This is a genomic window from Thiomonas sp. (assembly GCF_054608695.1).
The window spans coordinates 1-22,315 of sequence record NZ_JBTRXV010000020.1; the positions used below are offsets into that span (position 1 = coordinate 1).

Genomic DNA, 22,315 nt, shown 5'->3' on the forward strand with positions numbered 1-22,315 from the left:
TCCCGACATCGGGGACTTCAAGGATGTGGAAGTGATCGAAGTGCTGGTCAAACCCGGCGACACGATCAAGGTCGAGCAGTCGCTCATCACGGTGGAGAGCGACAAGGCCAGCATGGAAATTCCCAGCGGCGCGGCCGGCGTGGTGAAGTCCATGCGGGTGAAGCTGGGTGACAAGGTGAACGAAGGCACGGTGCTGCTGGAGCTGGAGGCGGACGCTGCCGTGCAGCCCGCAGCTGCTCCTGATGCGGCTGCAGCACCGGCCACCCAGGCAGCGGCGGCAGCAGCTCCGCAAACCTCGGCGGCCCCCGCCACGCCGCTGCCGGCTCCCGCAGACAGCTACACCGGGAGCGTCGACCACGATTGCGAGGTGCTGGTGCTGGGCTCCGGCCCCGGCGGCTATTCCGCCGCATTCCGCGCGGCCGATCTCGGCCTCAAGGTGGTGCTGGTCGAGCGCTACGCCGCACTCGGCGGGGTTTGCCTGAACGTGGGCTGCATTCCGAGCAAGGCGCTGCTGCATGTGGCTGCAGTGATGGACGAGGCGGCACATTTCGCCGACATCGGCGTGGACTTCGGCGCACCCAAGGTCGACCGGACCAAGCTCGCCGCGCACAAGGCGAAGGTCGTGGGCAAGCTCACCGGCGGCTTGAGCGCGATGGCCAAGATGCGCAAGGTCACGGTGGTGCGCGGCTACGGCAGCTTTGTCGACGCGCATCACGTTGCAGTGGAGTTGACCGAAGGCGAGGCGCAACACAAAACCGGGGCGACGCAGACGGTGCGCTTCCAGCGCGCCATCATCGCCGCAGGCAGCCAGGCGGTGCGTTTGCCCTTCCTGCCGGACGACCCGCGCATCGTCGACTCCACCGGCGCGCTGCAACTCGACGCCGCGCCGAAAGCCATGCTCATCGTCGGCGGCGGCATCATCGGCCTGGAAATGGGCACGGTCTATTCCACGCTGGGCGCGCGGCTCGACGTGGTGGAAATGCTCGACGGCCTGATGCCCGGTGCCGACCGCGACCTGGTCAAGGTCTGGCAGAAGCTGAATGCCAAACGCTTCGACCGCGTCATGCTCAAGACCAAGACCGTGGCTGCCGAGGCCAAGCCCGACGGCATCTGGGTGCGCTTCGAAGGTGAAGGCGCACCCCTCGAGCCGCAGCGCTACGACCTGGTGTTGCAAGCCGTGGGCCGTGCGCCCAATGGCAGCAAGATCGGTGCCGACAAGGCGGGCGTGGCGGTGAGCGAGCGCGGCTTCATTCCTGTGGACGCGCAGTTGCGCACCAATGTGCCGCACATTCACGCCATTGGCGACATCGTCGGCCAGCCCATGCTGGCGCACAAGGCGGTGCATGAAGGGCATGTGGCGGCGGAAGTGTGCGCGGGTGAATTGAAGGGGGACGCCAACTTGGCGAAGGCCGCGTTCGACGCCCGGGTGATTCCGAGTGTGGCCTACACCGACCCCGAAATCGCCTGGGTCGGCCTGACCGAAGACGCCGCCAAGGCCCAAGGCATCGCCGTCACCAAGGGCCTGTTCCCGTGGACGGCTTCAGGCCGCGCCATTGCCAATGGACGCGACGAAGGCTTCACCAAGCTGCTGTTCGACAAGGAAACGCATCGCATCGTCGGCGGCGGCATCGTCGGCACCCATGCGGGCGACTTGATCAGCGAAATCGCGCTGGCGATCGAAATGGGCGCGGACGCGGTGGACATCGGCCGCACCATCCATCCGCATCCCACGCTGGGCGAATCGGTGGGGATGGCGGCGGAAGTGGCCGAAGGCGCGTGCACCGATCTGCCGCCGCCCAGGCGCTGATGGAGTTTTGGGCAGCGCACCGCGTGGCGTCGCTTGGATGCAGGTCGTGAGCCATGGCGCAGAACCCGCACAGGGCCTGCGCCGCCTCAAGCTTCAGCGGTTCGTGGAATCGGCCGCTTGAGCGGCGTTGGCGCGGCCTGAGTCGGCGCGCTGGGGCAGGGCGGTCTGCAAGGCCTTGCCCGGTCCATTTCCTGCTGCGTCGTTGCCATCCGAGCCCACTGCTGCTGGTGCTGCCTGCGCCTCGGGAACCGCATCGGCGGCGCGGGTGATGAAGCGGCGAGCCCCGTCGAAGCGCCGGGACCAGTAGGGATTGTTGAGATTGCCGATCTGCACGTCCTGCCCCGGTTTGGGCGCGTGCACGAACTCGCCGTTGCCGATGTAGATGCCCACATGCGAGAAGGCGCGGCGCAGGGTGTTGAAGAACACCAGATCGCCCGGCTTCAGCTGGCTTTCGGCAATTTTTTCGCCTTCGCGGCTTTGCTGCGCGGCGTTGTGCGGCAGCACCAAGCCCAGAGTCTGCTGATAGACGTGGCGCACGAAACCCGAGCAGTCGAAGCCGGTGGCGGCGTGGTCGCCACCATACTTGTAGCGCACACCCAGGAAGCTCAGGGCATTGATGGCCAGATCGGACGCGTGCGCTGAAACCTGCTGCACCAGGCCGTTCTGTGCCAGCCACTGCTGCAGCGAATCGCGGCTGCTGGAGTGGGTTTCAGGCGCTTGGGCCGAGGCGGTTTGCACCGGGTCCGTCGGCACGCCGTTGCTGGCGCCATTGTCGGCCATGCCGGCCGGGCGATTTTGCGCGCAAGCCGTCACTGCACCCGCCAGCATGGCCAGGGACAGTGCAAGTTTGAGCGTGTCGGCGCGCAGATTTCCCATAAGGGCGCGACCTTACCGTTTCCCCTGCGGGCCTGTCAACTCTTCAGGACGCGAAGGATTGCTTCAGCCCCACGTTGCGGCGCTTGAACTAGGCTTGCTCCACAACCCCCCAACACTTGGAGACTTCAATGTTCAAAGCCTGGCTTTTGCGCAAGGAGAATGGCCGATTCAGCGCGACCTTGAGCGCTGTGGACGAGCGTGAGCTGCCCGAAGGCGACGTGCTGCTGCAGGTGCAGCATTCCACCCTCAACTACAAGGATGCGCTGGCGCTGACCGACAAGGCGCCGGTGGTGCGCAAATGGCCCATGGTGCCGGGCATCGATGGCGCGGGCGTGGTGTTGCGCAGCAGCCATTCCGCCTGGAAGGCAGGAGACCGCTGGATTCTCAACGGCTTCGGCGTGGGCGAAACGCATTGGGGTTGCCTGGCCGAGCGCGCAAGCTTGCGCGGCGACTGGCTGGTGCCGCTGCCGGGGCGGTTCGACACGCGACAGGCGATGATCATCGGCACCGCGGGCTACACCGCCATGTTGTGCGTCCAGGCCATTGCTCGCCACGGCGTGCAAGCTGCCGATGGCGATGTGCTGGTGACTGGCGCCACCGGCGGGGTGGGCAGTGTCGCACTGGGCCTGCTGGCGCAACGCGGCTATCGTGTGGTGGCCGCGACCGGCAAGCCTGCCGAGGCGGGTTACCTGCGGGAGCTGGGCGCTGCCGACATCATCGACCGCGCCACCTTGAGCGCACCGGGCAAGCCGCTGCAGAAAGAGCGCTGGGCTGCGGTGATCGACACCGCAGGCAGTCACATCCTGGCCAATGCCTGCGCCCAAACCCGCTGGGGCGGCGTCGTGGCCGCCTGTGGTTTGGCACAGGGCATGGATTTCCCGACCAGCGTGGCGCCCTTCATCTTGCGCAACGTCACCCTGGCCGGCGTGGACAGCGTGATGCAGCCGCTGGCTGCGCGCCGGGCGGCCTGGGACGCGCTGGCCGCGGAGATCGACCTTGCCCGACTGGAGCGCATGGCGCACGATGTGCCGCTCGATCAGGTGCTGCAGGCAGCTGCGAGCATCATGGCCGGGCAGTCGCGCGGCCGGGCGGTGGTGGGCCTCTGAACCGAGCGGCCGCCGCGTGCATCCAGCCGGCGCATCGATCCCACACATACACGCCCCAGCTTTGGCCCACAGCCGTCCGCCCTGGGGCATCGGGTCAGTGCTGCGTCAGTTCCGGCTCCTAACGTGCGCGGGCTTGCTGCACAAGGTCGAGGTTTTGGCGAACCTCGATACCACCGGCCAGCGAATCAGAGCGGCGCCCCCTGCGGCCGCCGTCACAACAGGACTGGAGACAAAACATGCGCTACGCCGACTACTACCGTCGCTCGATCGAACAGCCCGAAGCCTTCTGGGCCGAGCAGGCCGGCTTGATCGATTGGCATCGGCCCTGGGATCAAGTGCTCGACGCCAGCCGCAAGCCGTTTGCACGCTGGTTCCCGGGCGGGTTGACCAATCTCTGCCACAACGCGATCGACCGGCATCTGCCCAGGCGTGCCGAGCAGCCGGCCTTGATCTGGGAGTCCACCGAAGTCGACCAAAGCCGCAGCTACACCTACGCCCAGTTGCATGCCGAGGTGCAGCGCATGGCGGCGGTGCTGCGCCGGCAAGGCGTCGAGCAGGGCGACAGGGTACTGATCTACATGCCGATGATTCCCGAGGCGGTCTTCGCCATGCTGGCCTGCGCTCGCCTGGGGGCGATTCATTCCGTGGTGTTCGGCGGCTTTGCCGCCATGAGCCTGGCCACGCGCATCGACGACGCCCAGCCCAAGGTTGTGGTCAGCAGCGATGCCGGCTCGCGTGCTGGACGCGTCATTCCCTACAAGCCGCTGCTGGACGAAGCCATGACACGCGCCGCGCACAAGCCGGGCACCGTCTTGATGGTGAACCGCGGGCTGCAACCCTACGAGCCCGTGGCCGGGCGCGACCTGGATTACGCCGCAGCATGCGCCGCGGTGGGCAGTGCACCCGTGCCCTGCACCTGGGTGGATGCGACGCATCCGAGCTACATCCTCTACACCTCTGGCACCACCGGCAGGCCCAAAGGCGTGCAGCGCGACACCGGGGGCTATGCCGTGGCTCTGGCGGCTTCCATGCGCGACATCTTTCGCGCCGAGCCGGGGCAGACCTATTTCTGCACCAGCGATATCGGCTGGGTCGTCGGCCACAGTTACATCGTTTACGGGCCGCTGTTGCACGGCATGACCACGCTGCTGTACGAGGGCACGCCGCTGCGCCCGGACGCCGGCAGCTTCTGGCAACTGGTCGAGCGCCATCGGGTGAGCGTGATGTTTTCCTCGCCAACCGCCATTCGCGTGCTCAAGAAGTTCGACACGGTCTTCATGCGCTGCAGCGACTTGTCGTCGCTGCAGCGCCTGTTCCTGGCGGGTGAACCGCTGGACGAACCCACGGCGGCCTGGGTCACGCAGGCATTGGGCAAGCCTGTGGTCGACAACTACTGGCAGACCGAAACCGGCTGGCCGATTCTCAGCATCGCCGGCGGCGTGGAAGAGCTTGCGCCCAAACCTGGCTCCCCCGGTGTCGCCATGCCGGGGTATGACGTCCAAATCCTGCACGACACCACAGGCGAGCCCGTTGCGCCCGGTGAGAAGGGGGTGGTCGCCATTGGCTGGCCCCTGCCGCCGGGCTGCATGCAAACCGTCTGGCGTGACGACGCCCGCTTCGTCGACACCTATTGGTCGACCTTCCCGGGCAAACAGGTGTACTCCACCTTTGACTGGGGCGTGGCCGACGCGCGCGGCTACATCACCATTCTCGGGCGCACCGACGACGTCATCAACGTGGCCGGCCACCGCCTCGGCACACGTGAAATCGAGGAGAGCATTTCCAGCCATCCGGCCGTGGCCGAGGTGGCCGTGGTCGGCGCCGCGGATGCGATCAAGGGTCAGGTGGCGATGGCTTTCGTCGTGCCGCGCGATGCCGGCAAAGTGGCCGACGCTGCAGCTTGCGCCAGCCTGGAGACCGGCATCATGCAGACCGTGCAGGCGCAACTGGGCGCCCTGGCACGCCCGGCTCGGGTCCGCTTCGTCGCCATGCTGCCCAAGACCCGATCCGGCAAATTGCTGCGCCGCTCCATCCAGGCACTGTGCGAGCAACGCGACCCCGGCGATCTGACCACCTTGGAAGATCCGCTTGCCCTGGCGCAGATTCGTGAAGCAATTGCTCACCAATAGCTAGGGAAACTCCTAGGCCGCCGAGCTGGACGCAGAGGGCGGCTTCCCTACAATTCATAAGTTCTTGCTTATAAGCAAATTCATCAATGCCTGCGATGCTCAACACACTGCAATTGCTCGATTCAGCGGCAGCCGACCAAGTCGACGCCGAGCGCGTTTTCGTCTCCGCCGCCGAGTTGTTCGGCGTTCTGGCCACCCCTTTGCGCCTGCGCATCATCAATGCCATTTGCGACCAGGAAAAAAGTGTCGGCGACATCATGGAGGCGGTCAACTCCACCCAGCCCAACGTCTCCCAGCATCTCAAGGTGCTGTATCAGGCGGGCATCGTTGCCAAGCGGCGCGTGGGTAATCAGGTTTATTACCGGGTGCAAAGTGAGAAGGCGGTGCAGCTATGCCGCACGGTTTGCACCCAAATTGCCATCGAGCTGGACGATCCAGAGTCCGTTTCTCAATCAGAGCGCCTGGCTCGGCGCATTTAGATTTTCAACAAGCGAGGACGAGGATGAGTGACTACAGCAAAAGGCTAGGCCGGTTGCGTCCTGCACCGGAAAACTTCCTGACTGCCGAGCAAATCGCGCAGGTCCAGGGCGGCCGACGCGATTTTTTGCGTCGGGCGTTGACGGCAGCCAGCGCCACCATGGTTGCCGGCGGGGCCGTGAACGCCTACGGTGCCACTGACGACAACCGCAAAGACTGGGTTGGCGACAAGGGCAGCAAGTTGATTTTGGACAAGCCCGAGTGGGGAACCACGTTGGGCAAGGGTGTGGACGAGCCGCCTTATGGCTCGCCGTCGAAATACGAGGCCAATCTGGTGCGCCGCATCAGCCCGGGTCTGGCGGCCGTCACCCAGGCCAACGTGGCCTTCGCCCCGTTGCAGGGCATGTTCGGCATCGTCACCCCGGCCGGCTTGCACTTCAACCGCTCGCACCAGGGTTGGTATGACATCGATCCGGCCCAGTTCCGGCTGATGGTCATGGGCGAAAAGGACCTGGTGAAAAACCCCAAGGTCTACAGCGTCGGCGACATCATGCGCATGCAGCCGGTGTCGCGCTTCCACTTCATCGAGTGCGGCGCCAATTCCGCCATGGAGTGGGGCAATGTGGCCGTGCCCACGGTGCAGTACACCCACGGCATGGTGTCATGCAGCGAGTTCACCGGCGTGCCGCTGATCAAGCTGCTGGACGATTGCGGCGCCGATCTCAAGGGCGTGCGCTTCATCATGGCCGAAGGTGCCGATGGCTCCCACGAAAACCGCACCATCCCCATGTCCCTGGTCATGTCGGGCGAAGTGCTGGTGGTTTATGGCCAGAACGGCGAAATGCTGCGTCCTGAAAACGGCTATCCCCTGCGCCTGGTCGTCCCCGGCGTGGAAGGCGTATCGCAAATCAAGTACCTGCGCCGCATCAAACTGGGAACCTCCCCCTTCGCCACCAAAGACGAAGTCTTGGGCTACGTCGACCTCATGCCCGACGGCAGGCTGCGCCAATACACCTCCGTCATGGAAGTCAAGTCGGTGGTGACTTCGCCGTCCGGCGGGCAGGTATTGATGGATCGCGGCGTCTACAACGTCACCGGCCTGGCATGGTCGGGCCGCGGCAAGATCAAGCGTGTGGATGTGTCGTTCGATGGCGGCGTCAACTGGAAGGAAGCCCGTCTGGAAGGCCCGGTGCAGAACAAGGCCTTCGCACGCTTCAACATCCCCTGGGTTTGGAACGGCAAGGGTGCTTTCCTGCAAAGCCGCGCTGTGGATGAAACCGGCATGGTGCAGCCGACCTTCCAGGAGATGCGCAAGATTCGCGGAACCCGGTCGGTCTATCACAACAACTCAATTCAAACTTGGCAAGTTGAAGAAACTGGAGACGTTCGCAATGTCCAACTCGCGAATTCGTAAGGCCGCCGTCGCGGCAGCACTCGGGCTGGCTTTTTCGGCCGCATGGGGCGCCAACGCCGCAACCTCGCTGGGTCGTGCGGCAACCCCGGACGAGATCAAGGCGTGGAATATCGACGTGCGACCCGACTTTCAAGGACTGCCTGCGGGACAGGGAACCGTTGCCGAAGGCACCAAGCTGTGGGAAGCCAAATGCGCTTCCTGCCATGGCGACTTCGCAGATTCCAATGCCGTGTTCCCGCCCTTGGTGGGTGCATTCCAAGCCTCGAAGCAGGACATTGCCACGGGGCGCGTTGCCAAGTTGGCGAATGTGACGGACGGCGGCGGCACCTCGCTCGAGAAACTCTCGACCCTGTCGACGCTGTTCGACTACATCCACCGCGCGATGCCGTGGAATGCGCCGCTGTCGCTGAGTTGGAATGAAACCTATTCCCTGGTCGCTTACCTGCTGAACTTGGCCAATGTCGTGCCCGCCAATTTCACGCTGACGCGTGACAACGTGCAGCAAGTGCAAAACATGCTGCCCAACCGCAACGGCATGACCTGGAACCACGGCATGTGGCCTGGCAAGGAAATCGGAAATGGGGGTATCCCGGATACCCATAATGTTGAATGCATGAAAAACTGCAGCCCGAAGCCGAAGGTCGATTCCTTCATCCCTGCTTACGCCATGAATACTTGGGGTAACTTGGCTGATGAGACTCGCCCTTGGGGGCCGATCCGCGGTCAGGTCACCTTGTCACGGGCCGAGCTGAAAAAAGCTGCACTGCAAAAAGAATCAGCCGCAGTCGACCCCAACGCCAAGGTTGTCGCCTTGATCAAGGCCAATGGCTGCATTGCTTGCCACAGCTTTGGCGACAACAAGTTGGTCGGGCCTGGCTACAAGGAAATTGCCGGCAAATACGGTGGCAAGACAGCGATGGTGGGCGAATTGACCACCCGCATCATGAAGGGCGGCTCAGGCATATGGGGCAGTATCCCAATGCCGCCGCAGAGTATCAGCGAGGCTGATGCCAAGATGATTGCAACTTGGGTTGTAGACGGAGCGAAGCAGTAAGGCGTTAAGTCCTCGTGGTCCATCCACGAGGACAACTCTCACTACTTACGCATTTTTATAATTGAGGAGTTAGTCGTATGAATCAATCTCGTCGTCAGGTCATGCAGCTTGGTGCTGGTGCGACCGTTGTGGGTCTGGCCGCTTCGGCCGGTCTTCTACCCGTCACCGCCCAGGCGGCCGACGCTCCAGGCTGGGACCCCAAGTTGTTCGAAGCCAAGACTCTGGATGAAATCGCCAAGGTTCTCGGCGCCACAGCCACCGAAAGCACGGACGTGTCCATCGTCGGTCCGGACATTGCCGAAAACGGTGCTGTCGTGCCGGTCGGCATCAAGTCCACGGCCGCTGGCGTGAGCATGCTGGGCATCGTGGTGCAGAAAAACCCCACCGCGCTGGTCGCTACCTTCAGCACCAAGGATGGAGCCGAGCCGAACTTTGCCACCCGTATCAAGATGGCGCAGACCTCCCACGTCTATGCCGTGGCGAAGGCTGGTGACAAGCTGCTGTTCAGCAAGAAAGAAATCAAGGTCACGCTCGGCGGTTGCGGCGGCTGATCCCTTCTTTCCTACCTCGGTTATCTAGACTTTACTGGAGTTCAATATGCCAAATCCGATGCGCATGCGCGCTAACGTCGAAGGCGACGCAGTGGTTGTTCGCGTCCTGATGTCTCACCCCGAAGATACCGGCCTGATGAAGGCCCCAGACGGGAAAATCATCCCGGCCCATTTCATTCAATCCGTCATCTGCAAAAACAATGACAAGACCGTCCTGACTTGCGATTGGGGCACGGCCATTTCCAAGAATCCGTTCCTCGAATTCCGTTTCAAGGGTGGAAAATCGGGCGACAAGGTTTCAGTGACGTGGCTGGACAACAAGGGCGAAACCCAGACCGACACCACCACGGTGTCCTGAAGTATCGAGCCTTCTTTTTGTTTGACGCAGTACCCACTGTTCGCGAGGAGACTATGAGATCACGACTAAAAAAGATTGCGGCGCTGGCTGGGTTATCGCTTCCTGCCATGATGCTGATTGGGGCCTGCGCGGCAACCGCGCAGGCGGGCTCCGTAACCCAGGAGGGGAATGCTTACCTCAAATTGATGAACGAAATGGGCGGTAACCCCGCCGACTTCAACATCGACGATGGCAAGAAGCTTTGGAGTGAAAAGCGTGGGCCCAAAAACGCCTCTCTCGAACAGTGCAATCTGGGCCTCGGCCCAGGCGTGGTGAAGGGTGCCTATGCCCAACTTCCACGCTATTTCGCAGATACCGGCAAGGTGCAGGATCTGGAATCTCGTCTGGTCACTTGCATGGAAAGCCTCCAAGGTTTCAGTGCCAAAGAAGCTGACAAAGAGCCCTTCGCCAAGGAGGGGGGTAACGCATCCCCATTGGAAAACATCGCGATGTATGTGGCGCATGAGTCCGATGGCATGAAAGTGGCCATCCCGCAAAACGACGCCATGGAAAAACTCTCTTACGAGAATGGCAAGAAGCTGTTTTTCTACCGTGCGGGGCCCTTCAGTTTCTCGTGCGCAGCCTGCCATTCCGAAAGTGGCAAGCGCATCAAGATATCCGCACTTCCCAACCTGACGAACAAAGAAGCAGCCGTGTCCTACGCGACCTGGCCTGCCTACCCCAATTCTCAGGGCGTCGCCCGCACGCTTGAGTGGCGCATGTTGGCTTGCGCACGCCAACAGCGCTGGCCCGCTCCCAAGTTCACGTCCAGCGCGGTGATCGACCTGATCACGTATATGGGGGTCAACTCCAATGGCGCCACGCTCCACACGCCTTCGTTCAAGCGCTAAGAGAGGAGACAACATGAAAAAATCAGTTTTATTGGTCTTGACGGCGGCGGCCAGTGCTGCTGTGCTGAGTGGCTGTGCCGGCATGGACAAATCCGCATCGGCAGGCGCCAGCGGTGATCCTTTCGCGACGGCATCCTTCCAGAAAATCCTCAAAGACGATTTCGTCAGCAAGGGACAAGCCAGCGTCGATCGCCTCAAGCAAACGAAGGCGCAGTACGAGTGCTCGAAGTACGACTACCTCGGCCAGCCGTTGCCGGATGCGATTCGCAAAGAGATCGAGACGACCGCGCAGTCCAAGGTCGTCTACCCGAAGGACGGCCAATATCTGGGTGACTGGAAGGCTGGCCTCAAGATTGCCGAGGATGGCAAGGGGCTGCAGTGGAACGACAAACCCGGCACCCCAAATGGCGGCAACTGCCTGGCTTGCCACAAGATGATTGCGAACGATCCGTCTCAAGGCAATATCGGACCTGAGTTGTATCACTACGCCAAGTTGCGCGGCAACAGCGAAGCGATTTTGAAGTACACCTGGGCCCGCATCTATAACTCCGAAGCATTCAATGCATGTTCCTACATGCCGCCGTTTGGAGAGCATCACATCCTCACCGAGCAGCAGATGAAGGACGTGATGGCGCTGCTGATGGACCCGAACTCTCCGGTCAACAAGTAATCCCGTCGTTTCGAGGCTGGTCGACAGCCGATCAGCCTAGGCCCGCCTATTGATTGCCGATTGGCGGGCTTTTTCTTTTTTCAAGGACCCATAATGAGCCTCTCCCGCCGCGAATTTTTGAGTGTTTTGGCTGCTGCCGGTGTCAACGGATTTCCGATGATGCGTGACGCCAGCGCCGCCGAGGTGGACAAGCTGTACAACCCACCCGTGACGGGAAATGTGCACTTTCTTCACATGACCGATAGCCATGCGCATCTACAGCCCCTGTATTTCCGCGAGCCCAACGTGAATATCGGCATCGGCGCCATGGATGGCCACCTGCCCCACTTGGTTGGCGCCAACTACCTCAAGCGCGTGGGTTTCAAACCCAATACGCGCGAGTCCTATGCGTTTACCTACCTCGACTTCGTGCGCGCCGGCAAGCAGTATGGCAAGATGGGCGGTTACGCGCATATTGCCACCCTGGTGAAGCAACTCCGTGCGGCCCGCCCCGGTGCGCTGTTGCTGGACGGTGGCGACACCTGGCAGGGCACGGGGCTGTCCCTGTGGACCAAGGGCCAGGACATGGTCGATGCCCAGCTCCAGCTCGGCGTCGACGTCATGACGGCGCATTGGGAATTCACCTATGGCCAGGATCGAGTCAAGGAAATCGTCAACAAGGATTTCAAGGGCAAGATCGACTTTGTCGCCCAGAATGTGAAGACAGCTGACTTTGGCGATCCCGTTTTCCCCAACTATGTGATGAAGCAGATGAACGGGGTCCAGGTCGCCATCATCGGCCAGGCCTTCCCCTACACCCCGATTGCCAACCCGGGTTACCTGATGCCTGACTGGACTTTCGGCATTGACACCGACCACATGCAGAAAGTGGTGAAAGAGGTGAAGAAAAAGGGTGCGCAGCTCGTGGTCGTGATCTCGCACAACGGCATGGACGTGGACCGCAAGATGGCCACGCTGGTCGAAGGCATCGACTGCATTTTTGGTGGCCATACCCATGACGGCGAAGCCGTGGCCGTGGAAGTTCGGCGCCCCTCGGGCGGCATGACCCTGGTCACCAATGCCGGATCGCACGGCAAATTCCTCGCCGTGATGGACTTCGACGTGCGCGGCGGCAAGATGGTGAGCTACAAGTACCGCCTGCTGCCCGTCTTCTCCGAACTGCTCGCCGCCGACGCGGACATGAATGCGCTGATCAAGAGGCACCGCGCGCCTTACGAGAGCAAGATGAACGAGGTGCTCGCCCATACCGAAGGCGTGCTCTATCGCCGCGGTAATTTCAACGGCACCTGGGACCAGCTGGTGGTGGATGCCATGCTGGCCGTGCGCGGCGGCGATCTGGCCTTCTCGCCGGGTTTCCGCTGGGGCGGCGACCTGCTTCCCGGCGCACCGATCACCAGGGAGGACATGATGAGCCAACTGGCCATCACCTACCCGTACTGCACGCTTGCGGACATGACCGGCGAAACCGTCAAGGCCGTCATGGAAGACGTGTGCGACAACCTGTTCAACACCGACCCCTATTACCAGCAGGGTGGTGACATGGTTCGTCTCGGGGCGCTGGAATACAGCTGTGCGCCGAACGAGAAAATCGGCAACCGCATTCAGGACATGCGCCTGGGCGGCAAGCCGCTCGACCCGAAAAAAACCTACAAGGTCGCTGGCTGGGCGCCGGTGCAACAGGCCTCTGCCATCCCCAGCAACCCGCCCATCTGGGACATCGTCGAGGAATACCTCAAGCACAACAAAGTCATCAAGCCGCTGAAGGTCAACGAACCCAAGCTGATTGGTGTCAAGGGCAACCCGGGGCTGGCGCAATACGGCCGGATCTGACCCTGTCAGTCTTTCCGCCGGGGTAGGGCGTTCATGACAAGCGGGCTGGAAGCGATTCCAGCCCGCTTTGTTTTCCGGGCTTGGCAAATGGGGCTTGGGTACAACTCGGATGCGGCTGGCATGGCTTGGACAAGACATGCCAGCCAGTGTTGGTGATGTTTTGTTTTTTGCGTTGCATCAAATCGGCTGCTACAGTTCATTCAGGTCTTTCGTCATCGGACCGCTGTGCGCCAAGGCGGGCTACCCACCCGGGCGCATGGTGTTTCACCCACTTCATGCCGGGGTGCCCGGCGCACCAGTGAGCCCACCATGACCATTCAAGAATTACGCGCCAACTCCTATCTGTCCAGCGGCAATGCTCCGTATGTCGAGGAGCTTTACGAAACCTATCTCGCCAATCCAGGCTCGGTCCCCGACCACTGGCGCGACTATTTCGACGCCTTGCAGCATGTCCCCGCGGTCGACGGCAGCAACGCCCGCGACATTCCCCACACCCCCGTCGTCTCCGCTTTCGCCCTGCGCGCCAAGACCGGGCCGGCGCGCCCCATCAGTCTCAACGCCGATGTGGAGTTGTCGCGCAAGCGCGTGGCGGCGCAGCAACTCATCGCCGCCTACCGCAATGTCGGCGTGCGCTGGGCCGATCTCGATCCGCTCAAGCGCACCGAACGCCCCGAAATTCCCGATCTGGAGCCCAGCTTTTACGGTTTCTCCGATGCCGATCTGGAAACCGTGTTCAACACCAGCAACACCTATTTCGGCAAGGAGGGCATGAGTCTGCGCGAGCTGCTCAACAACCTGCATGAAACCTATTGCGGCTCCATCGGCGCCGAGTTCATGTACTTGAGCGACCAGGGACAGAAGCGCTGGTGGCAGCAAAAACTGGAGAGCATTCGCACCCGCCCCAGCTTCAGCACCGAGAAAAAGCGCGAGATTCTCGACAAGCTCACAGCCGCGGAAGGGCTGGAGCGTTACCTCGCCACGCGCTACGTGGGGCAGAAGCGGTTTTCGCTCGAAGGCGGCGAGAGCTTCATCGTCGGTATGGACGAAGTCGTGCAGCGCGGTGGCGAACTCGGCTCACAGGAAGTCATCATCGGCATGGCCCACCGCGGCCGCTTGAACGTGCTGGTCAACACTCTGGGCAAGCGCCCCAAGGATTTGTTCGACGAGTTCGAGGGCAAGCATGCCAGCGACCTGCCTTCCGGCGACGTGAAATACCACCAGGGCTTTTCCAGCGACGTGTCCACGCCGACCGGCCCGGTGCATCTGTCGCTGGCCTTCAACCCCTCGCACCTGGAAATCGTCAACCCGGTGGTCGAGGGCTCGGTGCGGGCGCGGCAGGAACGCCGTGGCGACAAGCGCGGCCAGCAAGTGCTGCCCGTGCTGGTGCATGGCGACGCATCGTTAGCCGGCCAGGGCGTGGTGATGGAGACCCTGGCGCTGGCCCAGACGCGCGGCTATTCCACCGGTGGCACGCTGCACATCGTCATCAACAACCAGATCGGTTTCACCACGTCCGACCCGCGCGATACGCGCTCCACGCTCTACTGCACCGACGTGGTGAAAATGATCGAGGCGCCCATCCTGCATGTGAACGGTGACGACCCCGAGGCCGTGGCGCTGTGCTGCCAGCTCGCGGTGGATTACCGCGCCGAGTTCGGCCACGACGTGGTGGTCGACATCGTCTGCTTCCGCAAGCTGGGCCACAACGAGCAGGACACGCCAGCCGTGACCCAGCCGTTGATGTACAAGAAGATCGCCGCGCATCCGGGCACGCGCAAGCTGTACGCCGACCGGCTGGTGAGCCAGGGCGTGATCGGTACCGAAGACGGCGATGCCATGGTGCATGCCTACCGCCAGGCGATGGAAGATGGCGAGCGCGCCGTCGAGCCGGTGCTGTCGAACTACAAGAGCAAGTTTGCGGTCGACTGGTCGCCTTTCCTCAACCGCAAGTGGACCGACAGCGCCGACACCTCGTTGCCGATGACCGAACTCAAGCGGCTGGCCGAGCGCATCACCACCATGCCGCCGGATCTGAAACTGCACCCGCTGGTGGAGAAGGTCATCGCCGATCGCGCCAAGATGGGGCAGGGCGAACTGTCGCTCGACTGGGGCATGGGCGAGCACATGGCCTTCGCCTCGCTGGTGGCCAACGGCTACCCGGTGCGCCTCTCGGGCGAGGACAGCGGGCGGGGCACCTTCAGCCATCGCCATGCCGTGCTGCACGACCAGAACCGCGAGCGCTGGGACGCCGGCAGCTATGTGCCGCTGGAGAACGTGGCTGAAGGCCAGGCGCCGTTCGTCGTCATCGACTCCATTCTGTCGGAAGAAGCGGTGCTCGGTTTCGAGTACGGCTACTCCACCGCCGACCCCAACACCCTGGTGATCTGGGAAGCCCAGTTCGGCGATTTCGCCAATGGCGCCCAGGTGCTGATCGACCAGTTCATCTCCGCCGGCGAAGTGAAATGGGGCCGCGCCTCCGGGCTCACCCTGTTCCTGCCGCACGGCTACGAAGGCCAGGGCCCGGAGCATTCCTCCGCGCGTTTGGAGCGTTACCTGCAGCTTTGCGCCGAGACCAATATCCAGGTCTGCCAGCCGACCAATCCGGCGCAGATTTTTCATTTGCTGCGGCGGCAGATGATCCGTCCCTTCCGCAAGCCGCTGGTGGTGATGACGCCCAAGTCCTTGCTGCGGCACCACGAGGCACGCTCGCCGCTATCCGACCTGGCCAACGGGCATTTCCACACCGTACTGGGCGAGGGCCAGGACCTTGACGAAGCCAAGGTCAAACGCATGGTCATGTGCACGGGGCGGGTGTACTACGACCTGCTCGCCGAGCGCAAACAGCGCGACCTGCAGGACGTGGCCATCGTCCGCTTCGAGCAGCTCTATCCCTTCCCGCACAAGGCCTTCGCCGCCGAGCTCAAGCGCTACCCGCAATTGCGCGATCTGGTGTGGTGCCAGGACGAACCGCAGAATCAGGGGGCATGGTTCTTCATCCAGCACCATATCCACGAAAACCTGCAGGAAGGTCAGCGCCTGGGTTATGCGGGCCGGCCTGCATCGGCCTCCACCGCGGCTGGCTACTTCGCCAAGCACACCGAGCAGCAGAAGGAAATGCTGACAGCGGCTTTTGGCAAGCTCAAGGGTTTCATCCTCACCAAATAAGCGGGCTGCATGCGCCGCGGCATGGCTGGCCTTGACGGGCCAGCCATGCCGGCGCACGGCTCAAACCGTTCACATCCAATCGCGAGACCCCACCATGGCACTGATCGATGTCAAGGTTCCCCAACTGTCTGAATCCGTGGCCGAAGCCACCTTGTTGCAATGGAAGAAAAAACCCGGCGAAGCCGTCAAGCAGGATGAAATCCTGATCGAAATCGAGACCGACAAGGTCGTGCTCGAAGTGCCGGCTCCGGCCTCCGGGGTCATGGCCCAGATCCTGAAGAACGACGGTGCGACCGTGGCCGCCGAGGAAATCATCGCCAAGCTCGATACCGAGGCCAAACCCCAGGTCAGTCCCTTGCCGGTGTCTGCGGTGCCAGCCGCCGCCCCAGCGCCGGCCGTTGCGGCGGCTGCCGCCAGCGTCGCAGTCCCTGCCCAAGCGCCGACTTCGGCCCCGGCCATGCCGGCAGCCGCCAAAATCCTCGCCGAGCAGGGCGTCGACCCGGCAAACGTGGCAGGTTCTGGCCGTGGTGGACGCATCACCAAGGGCGACGCACTTGGCGCCATTGCTGGCGGCTCTGCGGCCGCGGCCAAGCCTGCAGCAGCGCCACAACCCAGTCCGATGAGCAGCCCTGTCGCGCTGGCCCCGGTGGATGCTGGCATCGACCTTTCCTCCTACGCCGATCGTCCCGAACAACGCGTGCCCATGAGCCGGCTGCGCGCCCGCATCGCCCAGCGCCTGATTCAGTCGCAGAGCGAGAACGCCATTCTCACGACGTTCAACGAAGTGAATATGCAGCCGGTGATGGACCTGCGCAACACGCACAAAGAGCGCTTCGAGAAGGAGCATGGCGTGAAGCTCGGCTTCATGAGCTTTTTCGTCAAGGCGGCGGTGCACGCGCTGCGCAAATACCCGGTGATCAACGCCAGTGTCGACGGCACCGACATCATCTACCACGGCTATTTCGACATCGGCATCGCCGTGGGTAGCCCGCGTGGCCTGGTGGTGCCGATTTTGCGCAATGCCGACCAGCTGAGCTTCGCCGAAATCGAGAAGCAGATTACCGACTTCGGCGCCAAGGCGCGCGACGGCAAGCTGGCGATCGAAGACCTCACCGGCGGCACCTTCTCCATCAGCAATGGCGGCGTGTTCGGCTCCATGCTCTCCACACCCATCATCAACCCGCCGCAGGCCGCCATTCTCGGCGTGCATGCGACCAAGGAGCGGCCGGTGGTGGAGAACGGGCAGGTCGTCATCCGTCCCATCAACTACCTGGCGATGAGCTACGACCATCGCATCATCGATGGCCGCGAGGCCGTGCTCGGCCTGGTGGCGATGAAGGAAGCGCTGGAAGACCCCGCACGCCTGCTGCTCAATCTGTGAGGCGGCGACCATGAACGCACAACCCGATCTCATCGTCATCGGCGCTGGCCCCGGCGGCTACATCGCCGCCATCCGCGCCGCCCAGCTCGGCATGGCCGTGGTCTGCATCGACGCCTGGGCCAACGCCAAGGGCGGCCCCGCGCCGGGCGGCACCTGCACCAATGTCGGCTGCATTCCGTCCAAGGCCTTGCTGCAATCGTCCGAGCATTTCGACCAGGCCGGCCACGCTTTTGCCGACCATGGCATCGCGGTGAGCGGGCTCAAGCTCGACCTCGACCGCATGCTGGCGCGCAAGGAGCAGGTGGTACGGCAGAACAACGAGGGCATCCTCTACCTGTTCAAGAAGAACAAGGTGGAGTTCGTCCATGGCCGCGCCGCGTTCGTCGCCAAAACGGCTGAGGGCTTCGAGCTGAACGTGACCACCGCCGGCGGCGAAGCGCGCAAGCTCGTCGCCAAGCAGGTCATCATCGCCACCGGCTCCAGCCCGCGCGCCTTGCCCGGCGCGGCGTTCGACGAAGAGCGCATTCTGTCCAACACCGGAGCGCTGGCGATCTCCCCGGTGCCCAAGCGCCTGGGGGTGATCGGCGCTGGCGTCATCGGCCTGGAAATGGGTTCGGTCTGGCGCCGGCTCGGGGCGCAGGTGACGGTACTCGAAGCCCTGCCGGAGTTTCTCGGCGCGGCCGATGCGCAGGTGGCCAAAGAGGCGCAAAAACAGTTCAAGAAACAAGGCCTGGACATCCAGCTCGGGGTGAAGATTGCCGAGGTGAAGACCAGTGCCAAGGGCGTGAGCCTGCGCTATGCCGACGCTGCTGGCGCCGCGCAAAAGCTGGAGGTGGACCGGCTCATCGTCTCCATCGGCCGGGTGCCGAACACCGAAGGCCTGAACCTGCAGGCGGTGGGCTTGCAGGCTGACGAGCGCGGTTTTGTTCCGGTGGACGCCGATTGCAAGACGCCGGTGGACGGCATCTGGGCCATCGGCGACGTGGTGCGCGGCCCGATGCTGGCGCACAAGGCCGAAGAAGAAGGCGTGGCGGTGGCCGAGCGCATGGCCGGACAGAAGCCGCATGTGGACTTCAACACCGTCCCCTGGGTGATTTACACCGCGCCGGAAATCGCCTGGGTCGGGCAGACCGAGCAGCAGCTCAAGGCCGCTGGCCGCGCCTACAAGGCCGGCAGTTTTCCTTTCCTCGCCAATGGCCGCGCCCGCGCACTGGGCGACACCACCGGCTTCGTCAAGATGCTGAGCGATGCGACCACCGATGAAATTTTGGGCGTGCACATCATCGGCCCGATGGCGTCGGAGCTGATTGCCGAAGCCGCGGTGGCGATGGAGTTCAAGGCTGCCGCCGAAGACATCGCGCGCATCTGCCACGCGCATCCCACGCTGTCGGAGTCGATGAAGGAGGCAGCGCTGGCCACCGATGGCCGCAGCCTCAATTTCTGAGCGCGCCGATGGACGTGACCGAATACGCCCTGCAGTCCCTCGCCGAGCACGGTCACCAGCCTGACGCCGCCCAACAGATCGCCATCGAGCGGCTGCAGCGTGCCTACGACGAATGGGTGGGCTACAAGTCGCGCCGCTCGACCGCGGTGCGACGTCTGCTGGTCCATCCCGATCTGCCGCGCGGCGTCTATCTGTGGGGTGGCGTGGGGCGCGGCAAGAGCTTCCTGATGGATGCTTTTTATGTGACCGTGCCGGTGGTGCGCAAGACACGGCTGCATTTTCACGAATTCATGCGCGAGGTGCAGCGCGAATTGGCCGCCCTGCAGGGCACGCAAAATCCGCTGGAGGAACTGGCGCGGCGCATTGCGCGGCGCTTTCGGCTGATCTGCTTCGACGAATTCCATATCAGCGACGTGACCGATGCCATGATCCTGCATCGCCTGCTGCAGGGGTTGTTCGAACAGGGCGTCGTGTTCATGGCCACCAGCAATTTCGAGCCGGATGGCCTCTACCCCGACGGCCTGCGTCGCGACCGCATCCTGCCGGCCATCGAGCTGATCAAGGCGAACATGGACGTGCTGCAGGTGGATGGCGGCGTGGACTACCGCCACCAGGCCTTGGCCGATATGCAGCTCTACTACACACCGCTGGGTCCTGTCGCCGAGGACGCCATGGAGCAGGCATTCGAGCGCCTGGCCGAGGCTGCGGACGACGACCCCACGCTGCAGATCGAGCACCGCGAAGTCATCGCCCTGCGCCGCGCCGGTGGCGTCGCCTGGTTCAACTTCGAGACCCTGTGCAACACCCCGCGTTCGCAAAACGACTACCTCGAAATTGCCGCGTGTTTCCACACCGTGCTGGTGTCCGACGTGCCGCGCATGGCCCCCGAACTCGCCAGCGCCGCACGCCGCTTCACCTTGCTGGTGGACGTGCTGTACGACCGCAGCATCAAGCTCGTGCTCTCGGCCGAAGTCTCGCCCGCCGCGCTGTATCCTTCAGGCCCCTTGGCTTACGAGTTCGAGCGCACCGTTTCGCGTCTGCAGGAAATGCAGACATCCGCCTATTTGCGGCAGGCGCGGCGCGACGTGCAAACCGAATTGACCTGATGCCTCACTCCTTGAATTCGCTTCCTTTCGCCACGTTGCAGCGTCAATCCATGGCACCGGATAGGCCGCTGGCCCAAGCTGGTTGGCGAGCTGTCTTTGCCGTGGCGCTGGCTCTGGCGGTTTGCCTCACAGGCCCGGCGCAAGCTGCACAGCCGCAGGCTCCTGCGGCCTCCCAGCCGGCAAGCCAGATCGCCCCGGGCGCTTCCGCGCCTGCCTCCACGCAAACTGCCGAGTCGGCTTCCGCGGAGGCCGCGCAACGCGCGGCCGAGCGGCAGCAGATCGAAGCCCAACGCAGCAATCTGGACGCTGCCTACGTGCGTGAACAAGCCGCTTGCCTGCACCGCTTTTTCGTCAACGACTGCCTCGACCAGGCGCGTCGCCGCTACCACAAGCAGTCGGACGCGCTGGATGCAAGGTTGAACGCCATCGATCTCGCCGGGCGCCAGCAGCGGGCCGAGGCCGAGCGTCGCCGTGTTGCGCGGAATTTGCGTGAGCGCCCGGTGCCGGACGCATCAGCCGCGCAACAGCAACGGACCCTGCGCGAACAAGAGCAGGCACGCAAGCAGCGCGAGCAAGCCGATCGTGCGGCCGGGGATGCAGCCAGACAGGCTGCCTACGAGGCGAAACAGCGCCCGGCCCAGGGCAAAGGCCGCACCCCGTCAGCCGCTCCAGCCACCGCCGTGTCCCCGGGCGCGAACGCCCAATCGGCGCAGCGAGCATCGCAACAAGCCGCCCAGCAGGCGGCGCAAACCCAGGCGGCCGAAGCGGCCTACGCGCAGAAGCAGGCCGACTATCAGCGCCGCCAGGCCCAGGCGGCGCAGCAACGCGAGCAAGTGAAGAAATCCGGCTCCGGACCGGCTCCACCGCTGCCGCTGCCCCCCGGTTATTGAACGCGCGGCAGAGGACGGCCCCCTCACCCCTTGACCGGCGATCTATCCGTGGAGCTTGGGTGGTCGCTTGGGCGGCGTCGCAGGCGCCTCCGCGCGCAGCAGCTTGACCACCGCGAGCGACAGGTTGTCGCCTCGCCCCATGGCGCGCTGCCTGGCTTTGGCGATGAGGAACTCGCAGCTGTCGCGCGGATCGAGCCGGCCGAGCGACGAGCCCAGTTCCGCATCGACGAAGTAATGCCACAAGCCGTCGGTGCACAGCAACAAGACGTCGCCCGCCTGGAGCTGCAGGCTGTCACTGGTCAGCGGCGGGTCCTCGGTGGTTCCAAGGCTGGAGGTCAGCACATTGCTCATGGGGTGATTGCGCGCCATGCCTTCGCTCAAGGTGCCGGCATCGACCAGATCCTGCACATAGGAGTGATCCTTCGTGCGCACCACCAGCTTGCCCGCGCGAAACACATGCACGCGCGAATCGCCCACATGCGCCCAGTGGCAATGTCCATCCGGCTGCAGCAAGGCGCAGGCCACGGTGGAGTGGGGTTCCTGCTCGGCCGAGATGGCGCTGAGCTTGATCATCAGATGGCTTTCGCGCACGAGGCTGTGCAGCAAATCGAGCGGCTCCTCCTGGCTGGGCACGAAGCGCTCGAACAGCTGCTGCGCCGTCAGCATCACCTGGTCGGCCGCCATGCGCCCGCCGCTGCGCCCGCCCATGCCGTCGGCCACCACCACGAGGATCAGCCCCTGGACGCGCGGATGCGGGAAGATCTCGATGCGGTCCTGCTGGTACTGGCGGTCGCCGCGATGAATGCCGGTGGCGGCCTGCAACTGCAGACGTGCGCGAGCTTGGCTCATCAGGCGGCCCGAATGACAGCGTTGGGCCGAGGCGGCGCCATGCGTTCATACAATGGAACGTCACCCTGCCCAGCCCGCCAGCCACCACGCCGATGGACCAGAACCTGCGCTCTGCCAACCGCCGTCTCATCGAGCTGCGCATGGAGCATGCCGACCTGGACGACGCCATCGACAGGCTCGGGCCGCAGACCCCCGAGCAGGAATTCCTGTTGCACCGGCTGAAGAAAAAGCGGTTGCAGCTTCGCGATCAAATTGCACTCCTGGAAGCGGCCTCGCAGCCGGACGAACCCGCTTGAAAGTCGGGGAACAAGCAACGGG

The 22,315-nt window shown here is 63.5% G+C and carries 19 protein-coding genes; 17 read left to right on the forward strand and 2 right to left on the reverse strand.

Annotation, left to right across the window (positions count from 1 at the left end; translation table 11 throughout):
* Nucleotides 1–1,807 (forward strand): dihydrolipoyl dehydrogenase (lpdA, locus tag ACYCUK_RS09220; RefSeq protein WP_461594488.1); only part of this gene is annotated, 1,807 nt, incomplete at its 5' end.
* Between the two features lie 93 nt (nt 1,808–1,900).
* On the opposite strand, the gene ACYCUK_RS09225 is transcribed toward lpdA (ACYCUK_RS09220), so the two are convergent.
* The gene (locus ACYCUK_RS09225) at nt 1,901–2,683 is read right to left on the reverse strand and encodes a C40 family peptidase (RefSeq protein WP_461594489.1); all 783 of its coding nucleotides are present in this window, start codon (nt 2,681–2,683) and stop codon (nt 1,901–1,903) included.
* A gap of 128 nt (nt 2,684–2,811) precedes the next feature.
* Here ACYCUK_RS09225 and acuI point away from each other — a divergent pair, with 128 nt between their 5' ends.
* The 15 genes from acuI to ACYCUK_RS09300 all read left to right on the forward strand — a co-directional run bounded on the left by acuI (nt 2,812) and on the right by ACYCUK_RS09300 (nt 21,148).
* A complete protein-coding gene (gene acuI / locus ACYCUK_RS09230; RefSeq protein WP_461594490.1) occupies nt 2,812–3,789 on the forward strand; it encodes an acrylyl-CoA reductase (NADPH) in 978 nt (325 codons plus the stop codon).
* Between the two features lie 200 nt (nt 3,790–3,989).
* On the forward strand, nt 3,990–5,918 hold the full coding sequence (locus ACYCUK_RS09235; protein ID WP_461594522.1) for a propionate--CoA ligase: 1,929 nt from the start codon (nt 3,990–3,992) through the stop codon (nt 5,916–5,918).
* Between the two features lie 95 nt (nt 5,919–6,013).
* Nucleotides 6,014–6,397 (forward strand): ArsR/SmtB family transcription factor, encoded by a 384-nt coding sequence (locus tag ACYCUK_RS09240; RefSeq protein ID WP_199195362.1) that lies wholly within the window; start codon nt 6,014–6,016, stop codon nt 6,395–6,397.
* A 23-nt stretch (nt 6,398–6,420) separates the two neighbouring features.
* Nucleotides 6,421–7,809: a sulfite dehydrogenase gene (soxC, locus tag ACYCUK_RS09245; RefSeq protein WP_461594491.1), complete on the forward strand. Its 1,389-nt coding sequence runs from the start codon at nt 6,421–6,423 to the stop codon at nt 7,807–7,809.
* Nucleotides 7,787–8,863 carry a c-type cytochrome gene (locus ACYCUK_RS09250; protein ID WP_461594523.1) on the forward strand — a complete coding sequence of 359 codons (1,077 nt, stop codon included), beginning with the start codon at nt 7,787–7,789 and terminating at the stop codon, nt 8,861–8,863. The genes soxC and ACYCUK_RS09250 overlap by 23 nt, the downstream gene beginning before the upstream one ends.
* A 77-nt stretch (nt 8,864–8,940) precedes the next feature.
* The gene (soxY, locus tag ACYCUK_RS09255; RefSeq protein WP_461594492.1) at nt 8,941–9,414 is read left to right on the forward strand and encodes a thiosulfate oxidation carrier protein SoxY; all 474 of its coding nucleotides are present in this window, start codon (nt 8,941–8,943) and stop codon (nt 9,412–9,414) included.
* Between the two features lie 46 nt (nt 9,415–9,460).
* Nucleotides 9,461–9,772: a thiosulfate oxidation carrier complex protein SoxZ gene (soxZ, locus tag ACYCUK_RS09260; RefSeq protein ID WP_112485560.1), complete on the forward strand. Its 312-nt coding sequence runs from the start codon at nt 9,461–9,463 to the stop codon at nt 9,770–9,772.
* Nucleotides 9,773–9,825: 53 nt separating this feature from the next.
* Nucleotides 9,826–10,662 carry a sulfur oxidation c-type cytochrome SoxA gene (gene soxA, locus ACYCUK_RS09265; protein WP_461594493.1) on the forward strand — a complete coding sequence of 279 codons (837 nt, stop codon included), beginning with the start codon at nt 9,826–9,828 and terminating at the stop codon, nt 10,660–10,662.
* A gap of 13 nt (nt 10,663–10,675) precedes the next feature.
* Complete coding sequence (gene soxX / locus ACYCUK_RS09270) at nt 10,676–11,332, forward strand: sulfur oxidation c-type cytochrome SoxX (RefSeq protein ID WP_112485562.1); 657 nt, start codon at nt 10,676–10,678, stop codon at nt 11,330–11,332.
* Between the two features lie 93 nt (nt 11,333–11,425).
* On the forward strand, nt 11,426–13,162 hold the full coding sequence (gene soxB / locus ACYCUK_RS09275) for a thiosulfohydrolase SoxB (protein WP_461594494.1): 1,737 nt from the start codon (nt 11,426–11,428) through the stop codon (nt 13,160–13,162).
* Nucleotides 13,163–13,471: 309 nt separating this feature from the next.
* A complete protein-coding gene (locus ACYCUK_RS09280; protein ID WP_461594495.1) occupies nt 13,472–16,327 on the forward strand; it encodes a 2-oxoglutarate dehydrogenase E1 component in 2,856 nt (951 codons plus the stop codon).
* A 94-nt stretch (nt 16,328–16,421) separates the two neighbouring features.
* Complete coding sequence (gene odhB / locus ACYCUK_RS09285) at nt 16,422–17,708, forward strand: 2-oxoglutarate dehydrogenase complex dihydrolipoyllysine-residue succinyltransferase (RefSeq protein WP_461594496.1); 1,287 nt, start codon at nt 16,422–16,424, stop codon at nt 17,706–17,708.
* A 10-nt stretch (nt 17,709–17,718) separates the two neighbouring features.
* Nucleotides 17,719–19,152: a dihydrolipoyl dehydrogenase gene (gene lpdA, locus ACYCUK_RS09290; RefSeq protein ID WP_461594497.1), complete on the forward strand. Its 1,434-nt coding sequence runs from the start codon at nt 17,719–17,721 to the stop codon at nt 19,150–19,152.
* 8 nt (nt 19,153–19,160) lie between these two features.
* A complete protein-coding gene (gene zapE / locus ACYCUK_RS09295; RefSeq protein ID WP_461594498.1) occupies nt 19,161–20,258 on the forward strand; it encodes a cell division protein ZapE in 1,098 nt (365 codons plus the stop codon).
* Between the two features lie 11 nt (nt 20,259–20,269).
* Complete coding sequence (locus tag ACYCUK_RS09300) at nt 20,270–21,148, forward strand: hypothetical protein (protein ID WP_461594499.1); 879 nt, start codon at nt 20,270–20,272, stop codon at nt 21,146–21,148.
* A 42-nt stretch (nt 21,149–21,190) separates the two neighbouring features.
* Here the strand turns inward: ACYCUK_RS09300 and ACYCUK_RS09305 are convergent, their stop codons facing one another.
* Nucleotides 21,191–21,997 (reverse strand): PP2C family protein-serine/threonine phosphatase, encoded by an 807-nt coding sequence (locus ACYCUK_RS09305; protein ID WP_461594500.1) that lies wholly within the window; start codon nt 21,995–21,997, stop codon nt 21,191–21,193.
* Between the two features lie 92 nt (nt 21,998–22,089).
* Between ACYCUK_RS09305 and ACYCUK_RS09310 the strand changes: the two genes are divergently transcribed.
* Nucleotides 22,090–22,293 (forward strand): YdcH family protein, encoded by a 204-nt coding sequence (locus tag ACYCUK_RS09310; protein WP_112485569.1) that lies wholly within the window; start codon nt 22,090–22,092, stop codon nt 22,291–22,293.
* Nucleotides 22,294–22,315: the final 22 nt, after the last annotated feature.

Coding starts and splice junctions, on each gene's coding strand:
- ACYCUK_RS09225 (WP_461594489.1), bottom strand. CDS start 2,683: ATGGGAAATCTGCGCGCCGACACGCTCAAACTTGCACTGTCCCTGGCC.
- acuI (WP_461594490.1), top strand. CDS start 2,812: ATGTTCAAAGCCTGGCTTTTGCGCAAGGAGAATGGCCGATTCAGCGCG.
- ACYCUK_RS09240 (WP_199195362.1), top strand. CDS start 6,014: ATGCTCAACACACTGCAATTGCTCGATTCAGCGGCAGCCGACCAAGTC.
- soxC (WP_461594491.1), top strand. CDS start 6,421: ATGAGTGACTACAGCAAAAGGCTAGGCCGGTTGCGTCCTGCACCGGAA.
- ACYCUK_RS09250 (WP_461594523.1), top strand. CDS start 7,787: ATGTCCAACTCGCGAATTCGTAAGGCCGCCGTCGCGGCAGCACTCGGG.
- soxY (WP_461594492.1), top strand. CDS start 8,941: ATGAATCAATCTCGTCGTCAGGTCATGCAGCTTGGTGCTGGTGCGACC.
- soxZ (WP_112485560.1), top strand. CDS start 9,461: ATGCCAAATCCGATGCGCATGCGCGCTAACGTCGAAGGCGACGCAGTG.
- soxA (WP_461594493.1), top strand. CDS start 9,826: ATGAGATCACGACTAAAAAAGATTGCGGCGCTGGCTGGGTTATCGCTT.
- soxX (WP_112485562.1), top strand. CDS start 10,676: ATGAAAAAATCAGTTTTATTGGTCTTGACGGCGGCGGCCAGTGCTGCT.
- soxB (WP_461594494.1), top strand. CDS start 11,426: ATGAGCCTCTCCCGCCGCGAATTTTTGAGTGTTTTGGCTGCTGCCGGT.
- ACYCUK_RS09280 (WP_461594495.1), top strand. CDS start 13,472: ATGACCATTCAAGAATTACGCGCCAACTCCTATCTGTCCAGCGGCAAT.
- odhB (WP_461594496.1), top strand. CDS start 16,422: ATGGCACTGATCGATGTCAAGGTTCCCCAACTGTCTGAATCCGTGGCC.
- lpdA (WP_461594497.1), top strand. CDS start 17,719: ATGAACGCACAACCCGATCTCATCGTCATCGGCGCTGGCCCCGGCGGC.
- zapE (WP_461594498.1), top strand. CDS start 19,161: ATGGACGTGACCGAATACGCCCTGCAGTCCCTCGCCGAGCACGGTCAC.
- ACYCUK_RS09305 (WP_461594500.1), bottom strand. CDS start 21,997: ATGAGCCAAGCTCGCGCACGTCTGCAGTTGCAGGCCGCCACCGGCATT.
- ACYCUK_RS09310 (WP_112485569.1), top strand. CDS start 22,090: ATGGACCAGAACCTGCGCTCTGCCAACCGCCGTCTCATCGAGCTGCGC.